The following is a 14,338-nucleotide window of genomic DNA, read 5'->3' on the forward strand; positions in this document are numbered from 1 at the left end:
GACCTCAGCCCACCTTCGCCTGCTGCTGCGGCAGGTTGCCCTGGATGATCGTATGGATCACCTCGTCGGCATCATGCAGCTGCTTGGCATACACGTCGGTGTCGAACACCGTGCCCTTGGCCGCAGTGCTCGGCAGCACTTCGCCCTTCTGGTCGCGCAGGCTCACTTCAGCCTTCATCGACAGGCCGATGCGCAGCGGGTGTTCGGCCAGCTGCTTGGCATCGATGGCGATGCGGACCGGCACGCGCTGCACGATCTTGATCCAGTTGCCGCTGGCGTTCTGCGCCGGCAGCAGCGAGAACGCCGAGCCGGTGCCCAGGCCCAGGCTCTGGACGCGCCCCTTGTACTTCACGTCACCGGCGTACAGGTCCGACTTCAGCTCCACTTCCTGGCCCAGGCGCATGTGGCGCAGCTGGGTTTCCTTGAAGTTGGCCTCGACCCACATCTGCTCGGTCGGCACTACCGCCATCAGCGCGTTGCCCGGCTGCACGCGCTGGCCGACCTGCACCGAACGACGGGCAACGTAGCCGGTGACCGGCGCGACGATGCCGGCGCGGGCGTTGTTGAGGAAGGCCTGGCGCAGCTGCGCGGCGGCCGCCTGCACGTCTGGCTGGGTGGCGATCACGGTGTCGTCGACCAGCGCGCGGTTGCGCTCGACGGTCTCGCGCGAACCGGCCACGGCGGCTTCGGCAGCGGCCAGCTCGTCACGCGCATGGGCCAGTTCTTCATTGGAAATGGCGCCGGTGGCGGCCAGATCCTTGCGGCGAGCGAAATCTTCGCGCACGCGCTTCAGGGTCACCTGGCGCGCGTTCAGGTCCGCCTGCGCACCTTCCACGCTGCGGTACAGGCCACGGGTCTGGCGCACGGTCTTGGCCAGGTTGGCTTCGGCCTGCTGCAGCGCCACCGACGTGTCGGACGGGTCCAGCTGCACCAGCAGCTGGCCGCGCTCCACGCGCATGCCGTCATCGGCGTTGATGGCGACCACGGTACCGGCCACCAGCGGGGTGATCTGTACCTGGTTGCCCTGCACGTAGGCGTCGTCGGTCTCTTCGAACCAACGGCCGAACATGAAGTACCACAGCGCCAGTGCGGCAAGCAGCAGCACGACGATCACGAACAGGCCGCGCAGCAGGTTGCCGCGGCGGTTGGAGGCGGCCGGGGCCGCGGTGTCTTGGGTCTGGCTCATGGCGGAAGTCTTCAGGAATGCGAGGAATCGGAATGGGAGGCGATCGGTGCGCGGTCGGCGTCAGCGGGCTGGAAACCACCGCCCAGCGCCTTGCTCAGGCGCACCGAGGTCTGCACCTGCTGCGACTGCAGGCCGGCCAGCTGCTGCTGCGACTGCAACAGCGTGGACTGCGCGGTCAGCACGTCCAGGTAGCTGCCGATGCCGGCGCGGTAGCGCTGCTGGGCCAGGTCGAAGGCCGAGCGTGCGGTGTCCACGGCCTGCTGCTGCGAATGCGCCTGCTGCGCCAGCGAGCGCACCGCGTTGACCTGGTCGGCCACGTCGCGCAGCGCATCGAGCACGGTCTGGTTGTAGTTGGCCACCGCCAGGTCGTACTGCGCATCGGTGTTGGCCAGGTTGGCGCGCAGCTTGCCGCCTTCGAAGATCGGCAGGCTCAGCGCCGGGCCGATGTAGGCGAAGGTGGAACTGCTCTTCAGCAGGTCACCCACGTTCGGGGCGACCACGCCGGCCAGCGCGGTCAGGTTGAAGCTCGGGTAGAACTTGGTCTTTGCCACCTTGATCTGCTTGTCGGCCGCTTCCACGCGCCAGCGCGCGGCGACGATGTCGGGGCGACGGCCGAGCAGTTCGCTGGGCAGCACGCCCGGCAGCTGCAGCGCCACCGGGTTCAGCGGCTGCGGGCGCTGGATCGACAGGCCACGGTCCGGGCCCTTGCCAACCAGCGCGGCCAGTGCGGTGCGGGCCGCGTCGATGCGCTGCTGTGCGGCCTGCACCTGCTGCTGCGCGGCCGGTACCCGGGCCTCGGCCTGGCGCACCTGCAGGTCGCTGTCGATGCCGGCGCTGCGGCGCTGGCGGGTCAGCTCCAGCGATTTCTGCGAGCGGGCCAGTTCTTCTTCGGCCACATCATTGAGCTGCCACGCATAGGCGAGGTCGGCATAAGCCTGGGTGATGCCGGTGGACAGGTTCAGGCGTGCGGCCTGGGCTTCGACGGTGGCGGCATGCGCGCCATCCACGGCAGCTTCCCAGGCAGCGCGCTTGCCGCCCCACAGGTCCACGCCGTAGCTGAAGTCGAAGGCGACCTGGCTGCTGCCGGCGTAATGGCCACCGATCTCGCTGCCTGCCATCGACTCAGGCAGGCGCAGGCCGGTGTAGCCACCGGACACCGACAGGCTGGGCAGTTCGTCGGCACGTGCGGTGCCGACCTGGGCCTGGGCCTGGCGCAGACGCGCGTCGGCGGCGTCCAGGCTCGGGTGGCCGGCCAGGCCCTCGGCAACCAGCGCGTCCAGCTGCGCATCGCCCAGCGCCTTCCACCAGTCCCGCGCCGGGAAGCCGGTGGCGCTCAGGTCGGTGTCGGCCAAGGTGCGTTCGCTGTGCAGGCTGTCCACGTCAAGCACGTGGCCCTGCGGGTTGAGGCCACGACTGCTGGCGCAGGCGGCCAGGGCCAGGGCCAGCGCTGACACCAGCAGCGCGCGCCCGGACCGGCGGAGAGTGGAATGCGGGATCGGGTTCATGGGGTCGTCAGGGAATCGCGGATTCGGGTAAGGAGGGACAGCAGCAGCGTGCGCTCGTCGGCGGAAAGATCACGCAGGGCGTAATCCATCACCGCGTCGCCACGCAGCTTCAGCCGCGCCCACAGCGCGCGGCCTTCATCGGTCAGTACGATCTGCAGCGCCCGCCGATCCTGCGCATGCGGCTCGCGGCGGACGCAGCCCAGCGCCTCCAGCTTGTCCAACAGGCGGGTCACCGCACTGGGCACCTGGTCGATGGCCTGGGCCAGCTCGTTGGCCGTGCACGGGGCCATGTTGGAAAGCACCTTCAACCCGATGTAGTGGGTGAAACCGATACCCAGGTCTTCTTCAGCCATGGATGCGTCGAGTTGACGGACCAGGCCGTCGCGCACCTGGCGCAGCAGCAGGCCGAAGCTGGGGGGAGTGGTTGCAGGACAGATCATGGGGGAGCATTCTCTTCCAAAAAAAATATTTCTCAATGGAAATATTCGATCTGGCATCGAATGCTGTGTTGCAGCAGTGGGCTGGATCAATGAAGGCGCCTACCTTAATGATCTGGTCAGGTGGCCCGGTAGTACAATTCAGCCAATGGATGACACATTTCAGCCAGCGGATATGATGAACAAGGCAGAAATTCCCCCTCCCAAGCGCCTGCTCAGGGATGACGCACTGGACTGGTTCGAGCGCAATGACGGGCCACCGGCTGTCGCCTTCCGCTTCGACAGCCCGCAGGGATTGGTCCGAGAAGTGGATTGGCATCATCACCAGCGCGCGCAGCTGATCTGCGTGGAGCGCGGCCTGTTGACCACCCGGACCTCGCACGGGACATGGTCACTGGCGCCGGGCTCGGCCGGCTGGATGCCGCCGCTGGAGCCGCATACGGTCACCCTCGACGGCCCGCTGCGCGGCTGGGGCATGGCACTGGCCGCGCCGGCCTGCGCCACCCTGCCTGCCGATCCCTGCGTGCTGGGCCTGTCCAAGCTGGCGCAGGCGCTGGCCGACCGCATCTGCGAATGGCCGCTGGGCTATGACACCACGCCCGAGCGCCAGCACATCATCGAGGTGTTGCTGGACGAGATCCGCACCGCGCCGCGCCAGCGCATGCATCTACCGATGCCGCACGACCGGCGCCTGCTGAAGATCGCCTCGCAGCTGCTGGCCGACCCCTCCGACGAGCGCAGCCTTGCCGAATGGGCGCATTGGGCCGGCCTGTCGCCGCGCAGCCTGACCCGTCACTTCCGCGACGAGACCACGCTCAGCTTCGCCCAGTGGCGGCAGCAGGCCCGCTTGTCCGAGGCCCTGCGCCAGCTGACCGACGGCCGCAGCGTGGCCGACATCGCCCACGCGCTGGGCTTCAGCAGCGCCAGCGCCTTCGTCACCGTGTTCCGCCGCCACTTCGGGCTGCCGCCGGGGCGCTATCTGGCACGGGCCGGCCACGGCCTGGAAACCGGGCTGGACCCTGCACGCGGCTTGGCATCCCCCGCCGCATCCGGATAATCACAGGATTGCGAGCGGCGACGCCGTCGCCGCCTCCTGACAACAGGTAACAACGCCGCATGACCGAACTTGCCCGCCCCGTGTTCCACGGATTCGAACAACTGCCGCTGCGCGAGTACGCCGAACGCGCCTACCTCGACTACTCGATGTACGTGGTCCTGGACCGCGCCCTCCCGTTCATCGGCGACGGCCTGAAGCCGGTGCAGCGCCGCATCATCTATTCGATGAGCGAGCTGGGCCTGAACGCCGCGTCCAAGCCGAAGAAGTCTGCGCGCACCGTCGGTGACGTCATCGGTAAGTACCACCCGCACGGCGACAGCGCGTGCTACGAGGCGCTGGTGCTGATGGCCCAGCCGTTCTCGTACCGCTACCCACTGATCGAGGGCCAGGGCAACTTCGGCTCCAGCGACGACCCGAAGTCGTTCGCGGCGATGCGTTACACCGAATCCAAGCTGACCCCGATCGCCGAAGTGCTGCTGGGCGAACTGGGCCAGGGCACCACCGACTGGGCACCGAACTTCGACGGCACCCTGCAGGAACCGACCTGGATGCCGGCGCGGCTGCCGCACCTGCTGCTGAACGGCACCACCGGCATCGCCGTGGGCATGGCCACCGACGTGCCGCCGCACAATCTCAACGAGATCGTCAGCGCGCTGCTGCACCTGCTGGACAACCCCGATGCCAGCGTGCGCGACCTGTGCGAGCACGTGCAGGGCCCGGACTATCCGTCCAGCGCCGAGATCATCACCGCGGCCAATGACCTGCGCAACATCTACGAGACCGGCAACGGCAGCGTGCGCGCACGTGCGACCTTCACCAAGGAAGCGCACAACATCGTGGTCACCGCGCTGCCGTTCCAGGTGTCGCCGTCGAAGGTGATCGAGCAGATCGCCGCACAGATGCGCGCCAAGAAGCTGCCGTGGCTGGAAGACATCCGCGATGAGTCCGACCATGCCAACCCGGTGCGCGTGGTGCTGGTGCCGCGTTCCAACCGCGTCGACGCCGAGCAGCTGATGGGCCACCTGTTCGCCACCACGGACCTGGAGCGCAGCTACCGCGTCAACCTCAATGTGATCGGGCTGGACGGCCGTCCGCAGGTGAAGAACCTGAAGATGCTGCTCAGCGAATGGCTGACCTTCCGCAGCAACACCGTCACCCGCCGCCTGCAGCACCGCCTGCAGAAGGTCGAGCGCCGCCTGCACCTGTTGGAAGGCCTGCTGGTCGCCTTCCTCAACCTGGACGAAGTGATCCACATCATCCGTACCGAAGACGAGCCGAAGGCCGCGCTGATCGCGCGCTTCGGCCTGTCCGAGGAACAGGCCGAGTACATCCTGGAAACCAAGCTGAAGCAGCTGGCCCGCCTGGAGGAAATGAAGATCCGCGGCGAGCAGGATGAACTGGCCAAGGAGCGCGAGAAGATCCTCGGCATCCTCGACAGCAAGGCCAAGCTGAAGAAGCTGATCCGCGATGAACTGACCGCCGATGCCAAGAAATTCGGCGACGCACGCCGTTCGCCGCTGGTGCAGCGCCAGGCCGCACAGGCCATCGACGAGACCGAGCTGGTGCCGAGCGAGCCGATGACCGTGGTGCTGTCGGAGAAGGGCTGGATCCGTGCCGCCAAGGGCCACGACGTCGATGCGTCCGCCCTCTCCTACCGCGACGGCGACGGGCTGCAGGGCGCGGTGCGTGCGCGCAGCACGCAGCAGGTCGCGTTCCTCGACAGCGAAGGCCGCGCCTACTCGACGCCGGTGCACACCCTGCCCTCCGCACGTGGCAATGGCGAACCGCTGACTGGCCGCTTCTCGCCGGCAGCGGGTACCAGCTTCGTGACCCTGGCCAGTGCCGAGCCGGACACCCGCTTCGTGCTGGCCTCCAGTCATGGCTATGGCTTCGTCACCCGCTTCGAGAACCTGATCGGTCGCAACAAGGCCGGCAAGGCGATGCTGAACCTGTCCGCAGGTTCGTCGGTGCTGACCCCGTCGGTGGTCGCCAATGTCGCCACCGATCGCATCGTGGCAGTGACCAGCTCCGGCAACCTGCTGGCGATCGCCGCCAACGACCTTCCGGAACTGGACAAGGGCAAGGGCAACAAGATCATCGAGATCCCGAAGGCCAAGCTCGCCACCGAACGCGTGGTCGCCATCGTGGCGATCAGCCCGGGGCAGACCCTGCAGGTGCGCAGCGGCCAGCGCACCATGGGCCTGAAGTTCAACGAGCTGGATGCCTACCTCGGCGCCCGCGCCACCCGCGGCCACCTGCTGCCGCGCGGCTGGCAGAAGGTGGAAGGGTTGTCGGTGGAGTAAGGCGCCCGCCTGGTGGGTGTCAACCTCGGTTGACACGCCTTGCCTGACGTCAGACACGAAAAAGCCGGGGCATTCCCCGGCTTTTTCGTTGTCGGCTGGCGGGCGGTGGAGCAGCTGGCTGGCGAAAGCTGGCTGGCGGTGCTCCGGTGCTGGCGGGCGACAGAACTTTGTAGGGTCGAGCCATGCTCGACTCGGATCCAACAGCAGCCGAGCATGGCTCGGCTCTACAGAGAGCAACGCCGGCTCAGTGCGCCGGGGCGCCGTTGCCGTCGATCTTGCTCAGCTGGTACAGCTCCAGGCCGATGCGCTTGATCAGGCCCAGCTGCTGCTCCAGCCACCAGGCGTGGTCTTCCTCAGTGTCCTTCAGCTGCGCCAGCAGGATGTCGCGGCTCACGTAGTCGCCGTTCTCTTCGCACAGCTTCATGCCGGCGGCGAGATTGTTCCGAACCGCGTATTCAGTGTCGAGATCCTTCTGCAGCATCTCTTCCACGGTCTTGCCCGGCTCGGTGGCATGCGGGCGCATGTCCGGGTCGCCGCCGAGGAACAGGATCCGGCGCAGCAGCGCATCGGCGTGCTGGGTTTCCTCTTCCATCTCGTGGTTCAGGCGTTCGTACAGCGCGAACAGGCCCTGGTCCTCGTAGCGGCGGGAATGGATGAAGTACTGGTCGCGGGCTGCAAGCTCGCCGCGCAGCAGTTCCTTCAGGCAGGCGATGACGTCCGGGTTGCTTTTCATGGGGGGCCTCCTGTGAATCGATGTGACATAGGGTGCCGCATTTCAAAATACGGTGATCTAATCGGAATCAGTCGCAGTTGCGCCTGCGGCTACAATCGGCCCACGAGTTCGGAAAGGACGTGCGATGCGACGTACATGGCGTTGGGTGCTGGGCGTGTTGATCGCCATCGTGCTGGTCACCGCACTGGTCCTGTGGCTGCTGCTGCGCGGCAGCCTGGCCGATCTGGACGGCGAGCATGCGCTGCCGGGGCTGGCCAAGCCGGTCACCATCGAGCGCGATGCGCTGGGCGTGGTCACCATCACTGCGGGCAGCCAGGCCGACGCGATGCGCGCATTGGGCCGCGTGCATGCGCAGGAACGTTACTTCGAGATGGACCTGATGCGCCGCAGCGCCGCCGGTGAGCTGTCGGCACTGTTCGGACCGAAGGCCATCGACGCCGACAAACGCATGCGCGTGCATCGCCTGCGCGCGCGCACCGAGGCGAACCTGCAGGCCGCGCTGGGCGACAACGGCGCGGCCGTGCGTGCCTACGTCGACGGTGTCAACGAAGGGCTGGCCGGCCTTTCCGTGCGGCCGTGGGCGTACCTGCTGCTGCGGCAGTCGCCACAACCCTGGCAGGCCAGCGACAGCGTGCTGACCGGTCTGGCCATGTACGCCGACCTGCAGGATCCGAACAACCAGACCGAGCTTGCGCTCAGCCGCATCCGCGCAGTGGTGCCGCCCGCGCTGTACGCGCTGATCGCCCACGACGGCACCGAATGGGATGCACCGCTGTTCGGCGAACCGACCGGCAACGCCACACTCCCCGATGCCAGCCAGCTGGATCTGCGCACGTTGAAGGGGAAGTCGGGCACAGAACAGGAAGAAGCCGACGTCATCGGCAGCAACAACTTCGCGGTGGCCGGTGCACTCACCGCCGACGGTCGCGCGATCGTCGCCGACGACATGCACCTGGGCCTGCGTGCACCCGGCCTGTGGTTCCGCGTGCGCCTGCGCTATCCCGACCCGCAGGCCGCGGGCGGCCAGGTCGACGTCACCGGCTTCTCGCTGCCCGGCCTGCCGGCGGTGATCGTCGGCAGCAACGGGCACGTGGCCTGGGGCTTCACCAACAGTTACATCGATACCGCCGATTACCGCACTGAACCGGCCAACGCCGCCGTGACCGTGCATGAAGAACGCATCGCCGTGGCTGGCCAGGCCGACGTGCTGTTCCCGGTGCGCGAAACCGCCTGGGGCCCGATCCTGCATACCCATGCCGATGGCAGTGGCGATGCGCTGCGCTGGGTCGCCCACCTGCCCGGCGCGGTGCGCCTGGACTTCGGTGACCTGGCCCGTGCCGGTGACCTGGACGGTGCCCTGCAGTTCGCCGACCACGCCGGCATCCCCGCGCAGAACCTGGTGGTCGGCGACCGCAGCGGACGCATCGCCTGGCGGCTGATCGGCGCCCGCCCGGATCGCGGTCCGGGCTGCGCGCCGGCCGGCTTCAACGCCGCCCACAACCAGGACTGCGCCCCCTGGCCGATCCGCAGCGATGCCTCGCCAGCATTGATCGATCCCCCCAACCATCGCCTGTGGACCGCCAACGGCCGCGTCCTCGACGGCGAGGCACTGGCCCAGGCCGGCAACGGCGGCTATGACCTTGGCGCCCGCGGGCGGCAGATCCGCGACCTGCTGGCGATCCAGGAGCGCTTCGATGAACACGACCTGCTGGCGATCCAGCTCGACGATCGCGCGGTGTTCCTGCAGCGCTGGTGGGCACTGCTGCATGACGTCATCGAAGGCAGTGACGATCCTGCGCTGAAGCGGTTGAAGTCCGTCAGCCACCAGTGGGGCGGCCGGGCCTCGGCCAGCTCGGTCAGCTACCGGGTGGTGCGCGCGTTCCGTACGCAGGTGATGAAGACACTGTCCGATGCACTGCTGGCACCGGCCAATGCGCAGCTGGGCGATGACTATCTGGAGCCGCGCCTGGCGCAGCTGGAAGGCGTGGCCTGGCCGATGCTGCAGCAGCGCCCCGCCAACCTGTTGCCATCGGCCTACGACAGCTGGGACACGCTGCTGCTTGATGCCGCACGCCGCACCGAGAGCGAGCTGGCCAAGCAGGGCCCGCTGGCCAAGCGCACCTGGGGCGAACGCAACACCGCGGCGCTCTGCCACCCGATCGCACGGGCGTTGCCCGAGGTTGCCAAGCGCTGGCTGTGCATGCCCGCCGACCGCCTGCCCGGCGACCGCGACATGCCGCGCGTGCAGACGCCGAACTTCGGCGCCTCCGAGCGCATGGTGGTCTCGCCCGGCCACGAGGCCGACGGCATCGTGCACATGCCCGGCGGCCAGAGCGGGCACCCGCTGTCGCCGTACTGGGGCGCCGGCCACGAAGACTGGGTGCATGGGCGGCCGACGCCGTTTCTGCCCGGCAAGGCGCAGCACACGATGACGCTGGTGCCAGCGCGCTGACGGCGGCACCCACATGCCCAAGGGTGCGCTGCACGCTGTAGAGCCGAGCCCATGCTCGGCTGCTTCTGGCGCCGAGCCGAGCATGGACTCGGCCCCACAGTCGGCTCCACAGAATGTCCGCGCGGCGCTACCGGGTCAGCCCCTGCGCCGCTCGATCAGGTTCAGCAGCGGCCCGGTCATCGCCGTGGTCACCAGCGCCATGATCACCAGCACTGCAAACAGGCGGTCGCCGAGCAGGCCCAGCTCATAGCCCAGGTTGAGCACGATCAGCTCCATCAGGCCCCGGGTGTTCATCAGCGCGCCCAACCGCCACGCCTCGCGCGTGGGCATGCCCGCACTGCGTGCGGCACTGAAGGTGCCCAGCAGCTTGCCGGCCGTGGCTACCGCGATCACCACCGCGCACAGCACGATGTCGCTGGCCTGCAGCGCATCGGCGCGCATGCGCAGGCCGGTCATGGCGAAGAACAACGGCAGCAGCAGGGTCACCGCAAACGGCTCGACGCGGGCCATCAACAGGTTGCGCAGCTGCGCGTTGGACGACACCGCCACCCCCGCAGCGAATGCACCGAACAGCGCATGGATGCCGAGCATCTCGGTGATCAGGGCACTGCCCAGCGACAGCAGCAGGATGCCGAGCAGCCAGCGCCCTTCACGCCCCGGCACGATCTGCTGGCGGGCGAACCACGGCTTCACCAGCCCCAGCATCAGCGCCACGAAGGCGACCACGCACAGCAGGTTGAGGCTGGCCGGCAGCCATCCGCTGGCCTGTGCAGCCGCCACGATCAGCGCCAGCAGGCACCATGCGGTGGCATCGCCCAATGCCGCGCAGGCGATGGCGGTCTGCCCCAGCGGTGTCTGCGTGATACCGCGGTCGGCAAGGATGCGCAGCAGCACGGGGAAGGCCGTGATGCTCATCGAAATACCAACGAAAAGTGCGAATGCAGTGAAGCCCACGCCCTGCGGGCCGTGCTGCGGATACAGCCAGATTGCGAGGGCGACGCCGAGCACGAACGGCACCGCGATGCCGGCATGACTGACCGTGAAGGCGAAACACCGGCGCCCGCGCAGCGCCGCCAGGTCCAGCTCGGCACCGGCCACCAGCAGGAACATCAGCACACCCAGCTGGCTGAGCATGCCCAGCGGGCCCAGCGAACTGACCGGGAACAGGGCACCATGCAGCTGCGGCAACAGGCTGCCGAGCACCAGCGGGCCCATCATCAGGCCGGCCGCCATCTCGCCGATCACCGCCGGCTGGCCCAGCCGCTTCAGCAGCGCACCGGCGCCCTTGGCTACCAGCAACAGCACCAGCAGCTGCAGCAGGAACAGGCCCAGCGGCGAGGCCAGATGCTGCGCCCAGCCGCCCTCGGCCACAGCCGTAGCGCGGGCAACCGCAGCGGGTGCAGCAGGGCCAGCGAAGCGTGCCAGCAGTACACCGGCAAGCAAGGGCAGCGCGGCCCACGCCAGATAGCGCCATCCCCACTTCATCGGCGGCCGTTGGCTGCCGCGCGGTACGTCCATGAACATTCCCCAATGTGCAGGGCGCCGATGATACGTCGCAAAAAGGGGACGGAGGAGATTAAGTCCTCCTTGTACTCGCCGGGCGTGGCCCGGCGCTACCATCGCTCGGTAGCGCCGCGCCGTGCCCGGCGGAAGCATTACGCCAGGGCTTGTTCGTGCACGCCGGCGATCGCGCGGCCGGAAGGGTCGGCCGCCGCCGCAAAGCTGGCGTCCCAGGCAATGGCCGCCGGCGACGAGCAGGCAATCGACTTGCCGCCCGGCACAGTCTCGGCGGCCGCGCGGCTCGGGAAGAACTGCTCGAACAGGTGGCGGTAGTAGTACGCCTCCTTGGTCTGCGGCGGGTTGTGCGGGAAGCGCTTGTCGGCGGCCGCCAGCACACGGTCGCTCACCTGCGCTTCGGCATGCGCCTTCAGCCCGTCGATCCAGCCGTAGCCGACGCCATCGCTGAACTGCTCCTTCTGGCGCCACAGGATGCTGTCCGGCAGGTAGCCATCGAACGCCTCGCGCAGCACTGCCTTCTCGATGCGGCGGCCGCCAAAGCCGGCACCGACCATCTTGTGCGCGGCATCGAAGCGCATCGCCACGTCGAGGAACTCACGATCCAGGAACGGCACGCGCGGCTCCACGCCCCAGGCCATCATCGACTTGTTGGCACGCAGGCAATCGTAGTTGTGCAGGGCATCGAGCTTGCGCACCAGTTCGTCGTGGAATTCGCGCGCATCCGGTGCCTTGTGGAAGTACAGGTAGCCACCGAAGATCTCGTCACTGCCCTCGCCGGACAGCACCATCTTCACCCCCATCGCCTTGATCCGTCGTGCCAGCAGGAACATCGGCGTCGATGCACGGATGGTGGTGACGTCGTAGGTTTCGATGTGGCGGATCACTTCCGGCAGTGCATCCAGGCCTTCCTCGAAGGTGTATTCGAAGCCGTGATGCACGGTGCCGAGTGCCTCGGCGGCGATCGCGGCGGCGGCCAGATCAGGCGAGCCCTTCAAACCGATCGCGAACGAATGCAGCCGCGGCCACCAGGCTTCGGTCTGCCCACCATCCTCGATGCGGCGACGCGCGTAGCGTGCGGCAACTGCCGCCACCAGCGACGAATCCAGGCCACCGGACAGCAGCACGCCATACGGCACATCGCTCATCAGCTGGCGTTCCACCGCATGCTCGAACGCCTGGCGCAGTTCGGCCAGATCGGCCTGGCGGCCCTGCACGTCGGCATAGTCGCGCCACGGTTGCTGGTAGTAGCGCACCAGCTCACCACGGGCACTGTCGAAATAGTGGCCCGGCGGGAACTGCGCGACGTCGGCACAGGTATCGACCAGCGCCTTCATTTCCGAGGCCACGCGCAGGCGCCCCTGGGCATCGTGGCCCCAGTACAACGGCACCACGCCAACCGGATCCCGCGCCACCAGCACGCGTCCGGCAGCACGATCCCACAGGGCGAAGGCGAAGATGCCGTTGAGCTGCTCCAGCCACTGCGCCGGCGATCCGCCCTGGCGGTACAGCGCGTTGATCACTTCACAGTCCGAACCGGTCTGGAAGTCGTAGGCGGTAGTCAGTGCGGCCTTCAGTTGCTGGTGGTTGTAGATTTCGCCGTTGACCGCCAGCGCCAGCTGGCCATCGGCCGACAGCAGCGGCTGCGAACCACCGGCCGGGTCGACGATGGCCAACCGCTCGTGGACCAGCAGCGCGCCTTCGTCGAGGTACACGCCGCTCCAGTCCGGGCCACGGTGGCGCTGGCGCTGCGACAGTTCCAGCGCATGGCGGCGCAGGGCCGGAAGATCGTCACCGGCCTGCAGGCCGAAGATTCCGAAGATCGAACACATGGGGGAGCTCCTGTTGGGGAATTTCACGGGTGGGAAGGTGTTCGACCGGCCATCCAGGCCCGGGTGGGCGGCGCCCGGGCACAAAAAAACCCGCATCGGCTGATGCGGGTTTTCTGGTGTCCGGGCGTGTGTTGCTGTCTATCTACCCAGGGCGCAGTCCCGCATCGGCCGCGCACGATTATTCGCGCGCAGATTATTGCGGTTGTTGTTATTGACGGCGGTGGCCAGGCGAATCGACATGGCATCGACCCTACCCCGGTTTCCGGCGCGGCGCAACAGTTGCGTCGGCAACCACGCCTGAGGCGCATAATGGCGCGCCCTGAACCGGTGTAACAGGAATGCAACACTGCAATGGACGCATCGGGGCACTGGCCGCCCTGCTCTGCCTGGGCCTGGCGGCCTGCCAGACCCTGCCCCCGCCTTCTACGCTGCCGCAATCCCAGCGGCAGGCATTGGAACAACGCGGCACCGACGGCAGCTTCGAGGGTGCCTTCGATACCGCGCAAACCTTCGAGCGCTTCAACGATCCGCGCGCCATCGCCTACTACGAGCGTGCCGCAGCGGTCGCCCCCTGGACCTTCCACAACACCAAGGCGGAAGAAGCACTGGGCCGGATCTGGATCTCCGGCACGCTGCGCCATGCCGACAGCCCCCACATCAACCCGGCACCGGTGCTGCGCGCATCCTGGCGACGTGGCGAACGCGCCTATCTGGCGGCGGCCTACCACGGCAATCCCTATGCGTTCTACGAACTCGCCAAGGCCTATCGTCAGCGTGGCGACGCGCAACAGGCGCTGCGCTGGGACCTGCGCGAAATGATCTACAAGCGATACCCGAGTTCGTCGTCGCGACTGCCGGATGCGGTGGCCGCACAGGATGACACCGTGCATCCGCGGGTTGCGCAGATCCAGCGCCGTGCCGAGCGTGGCGATGCCGAAGCGCAGGTAGACCTGGGCGCGCTGCTGGAGGGGGGCATGGGACTGCCGCGCGATCCGGCGCGTGCGCTGCAGCTGTACCAGCGCGCTGGCGAGAAGGGCAATGTGTTCGGCCAGTACTTCGCCGGGCTGCTGCTGGGCCGCAGCGCGCCGGGGGTGGAGAAGGACACCGAGGCGGCGGCGCGCTGGTTTGCCAAGGCCGAGGCGCAGCGCTTCTACATGGCGGCGCCGAGTTACTGGAAGAAAGCGGTCGAGCCGCCGTTCTTCCTCTTTTCGGAATAGTGGAGCCGAGCCATGCTCGGCTGCTTCTGCCGGTAGACATCAGCCGAGCATGGCTCGGCTCTACAGGGATGCAGCCCCGGCGGGGGCGTGCCGACCAACGG

The 14,338-nt window shown here is 67.8% G+C and carries 10 protein-coding genes; 4 read left to right on the forward strand and 6 right to left on the reverse strand.

What is annotated here, in order from left to right; genetic code table 11:
• Positions 1-4: 4 nt before the first annotated feature.
• The 3 genes from emrA to emrR are packed head-to-tail and all read right to left on the reverse strand — an operon-like array spanning position 5 to position 3,131.
• Entirely contained in the window at positions 5-1,186 is a 1,182-nt protein-coding gene (gene emrA, locus ARC63_RS01150; RefSeq protein ID WP_010486273.1) for a multidrug efflux MFS transporter periplasmic adaptor subunit EmrA, read from the reverse strand.
• Between the two features lie 11 nt (positions 1,187-1,197).
• Positions 1,198-2,691 carry a multidrug efflux transporter outer membrane subunit EmrC gene (emrC, locus tag ARC63_RS01155; protein ID WP_057502318.1) on the reverse strand — a complete coding sequence of 498 codons (1,494 nt, stop codon included), beginning with the start codon at positions 2,689-2,691 and terminating at the stop codon, positions 1,198-1,200.
• The gene (gene emrR / locus ARC63_RS01160) at positions 2,688-3,131 is read right to left on the reverse strand and encodes a multidrug efflux system transcriptional regulator EmrR (protein ID WP_005415875.1); all 444 of its coding nucleotides are present in this window, start codon (positions 3,129-3,131) and stop codon (positions 2,688-2,690) included. The genes emrC and emrR overlap by 4 nt, the downstream gene beginning before the upstream one ends.
• 172 nt (positions 3,132-3,303) lie before the next feature.
• Here emrR and ARC63_RS01165 point away from each other — a divergent pair, with 172 nt between their 5' ends.
• Both ARC63_RS01165 and parC read left to right on the forward strand, forming a co-directional pair.
• The gene (locus tag ARC63_RS01165) at positions 3,304-4,185 is read left to right on the forward strand and encodes a helix-turn-helix domain-containing protein (protein WP_191863023.1); all 882 of its coding nucleotides are present in this window, start codon (positions 3,304-3,306) and stop codon (positions 4,183-4,185) included.
• Between the two features lie 59 nt (positions 4,186-4,244).
• Positions 4,245-6,488: a DNA topoisomerase IV subunit A gene (parC, locus tag ARC63_RS01170; RefSeq protein WP_057502320.1), complete on the forward strand. Its 2,244-nt coding sequence runs from the start codon at positions 4,245-4,247 to the stop codon at positions 6,486-6,488.
• A gap of 244 nt (positions 6,489-6,732) precedes the next feature.
• Here the strand turns inward: parC and ARC63_RS01175 are convergent, their stop codons facing one another.
• Positions 6,733-7,221: a bacterioferritin gene (locus tag ARC63_RS01175; protein ID WP_057502321.1), complete on the reverse strand. Its 489-nt coding sequence runs from the start codon at positions 7,219-7,221 to the stop codon at positions 6,733-6,735.
• 124 nt (positions 7,222-7,345) lie between these two features.
• On the opposite strand from ARC63_RS01175, the gene ARC63_RS01180 reads away from it, so the two are divergent.
• Positions 7,346-9,673, forward strand: coding sequence for a penicillin acylase family protein (locus ARC63_RS01180; protein ID WP_057502322.1), 2,328 nt, complete (start codon positions 7,346-7,348; stop codon positions 9,671-9,673).
• Between the two features lie 135 nt (positions 9,674-9,808).
• Here the strand turns inward: ARC63_RS01180 and ARC63_RS01185 are convergent, their stop codons facing one another.
• Both ARC63_RS01185 and asnB read right to left on the reverse strand, forming a co-directional pair.
• Positions 9,809-11,197 carry a cation:proton antiporter domain-containing protein gene (locus tag ARC63_RS01185; protein ID WP_057502323.1) on the reverse strand — a complete coding sequence of 463 codons (1,389 nt, stop codon included), beginning with the start codon at positions 11,195-11,197 and terminating at the stop codon, positions 9,809-9,811.
• A gap of 131 nt (positions 11,198-11,328) precedes the next feature.
• On the reverse strand, positions 11,329-13,020 hold the full coding sequence (asnB, locus tag ARC63_RS01190; RefSeq protein WP_010486284.1) for an asparagine synthase B: 1,692 nt from the start codon (positions 13,018-13,020) through the stop codon (positions 11,329-11,331).
• Positions 13,021-13,358: 338 nt separating this feature from the next.
• Between asnB and ARC63_RS01195 the strand changes: the two genes are divergently transcribed.
• A complete protein-coding gene (locus ARC63_RS01195) occupies positions 13,359-14,237 on the forward strand; it encodes a tetratricopeptide repeat protein (protein ID WP_049411535.1) in 879 nt (292 codons plus the stop codon).
• The last annotated feature ends 101 nt before the right edge of the window (positions 14,238-14,338 follow it).

The organism is Stenotrophomonas geniculata ATCC 19374 = JCM 13324, from assembly GCF_001431625.1.
Lineage (GTDB): Bacteria > Pseudomonadota > Gammaproteobacteria > Xanthomonadales > Xanthomonadaceae > Stenotrophomonas > Stenotrophomonas geniculata.

Coding starts and splice junctions, on each gene's coding strand:
- emrA (WP_010486273.1), bottom strand. CDS start 1,186: ATGAGCCAGACCCAAGACACCGCGGCCCCGGCCGCCTCCAACCGCCGC.
- parC (WP_057502320.1), top strand. CDS start 4,245: ATGACCGAACTTGCCCGCCCCGTGTTCCACGGATTCGAACAACTGCCG.
- ARC63_RS01185 (WP_057502323.1), bottom strand. CDS start 11,197: ATGTTCATGGACGTACCGCGCGGCAGCCAACGGCCGCCGATGAAGTGG.
- emrR (WP_005415875.1), bottom strand. CDS start 3,131: ATGATCTGTCCTGCAACCACTCCCCCCAGCTTCGGCCTGCTGCTGCGC.
- ARC63_RS01175 (WP_057502321.1), bottom strand. CDS start 7,221: ATGAAAAGCAACCCGGACGTCATCGCCTGCCTGAAGGAACTGCTGCGC.
- ARC63_RS01195 (WP_049411535.1), top strand. CDS start 13,359: ATGCAACACTGCAATGGACGCATCGGGGCACTGGCCGCCCTGCTCTGC.
- ARC63_RS01165 (WP_191863023.1), top strand. CDS start 3,304: ATGATGAACAAGGCAGAAATTCCCCCTCCCAAGCGCCTGCTCAGGGAT.
- emrC (WP_057502318.1), bottom strand. CDS start 2,691: ATGAACCCGATCCCGCATTCCACTCTCCGCCGGTCCGGGCGCGCGCTG.
- ARC63_RS01180 (WP_057502322.1), top strand. CDS start 7,346: ATGCGACGTACATGGCGTTGGGTGCTGGGCGTGTTGATCGCCATCGTG.
- asnB (WP_010486284.1), bottom strand. CDS start 13,020: ATGTGTTCGATCTTCGGAATCTTCGGCCTGCAGGCCGGTGACGATCTT.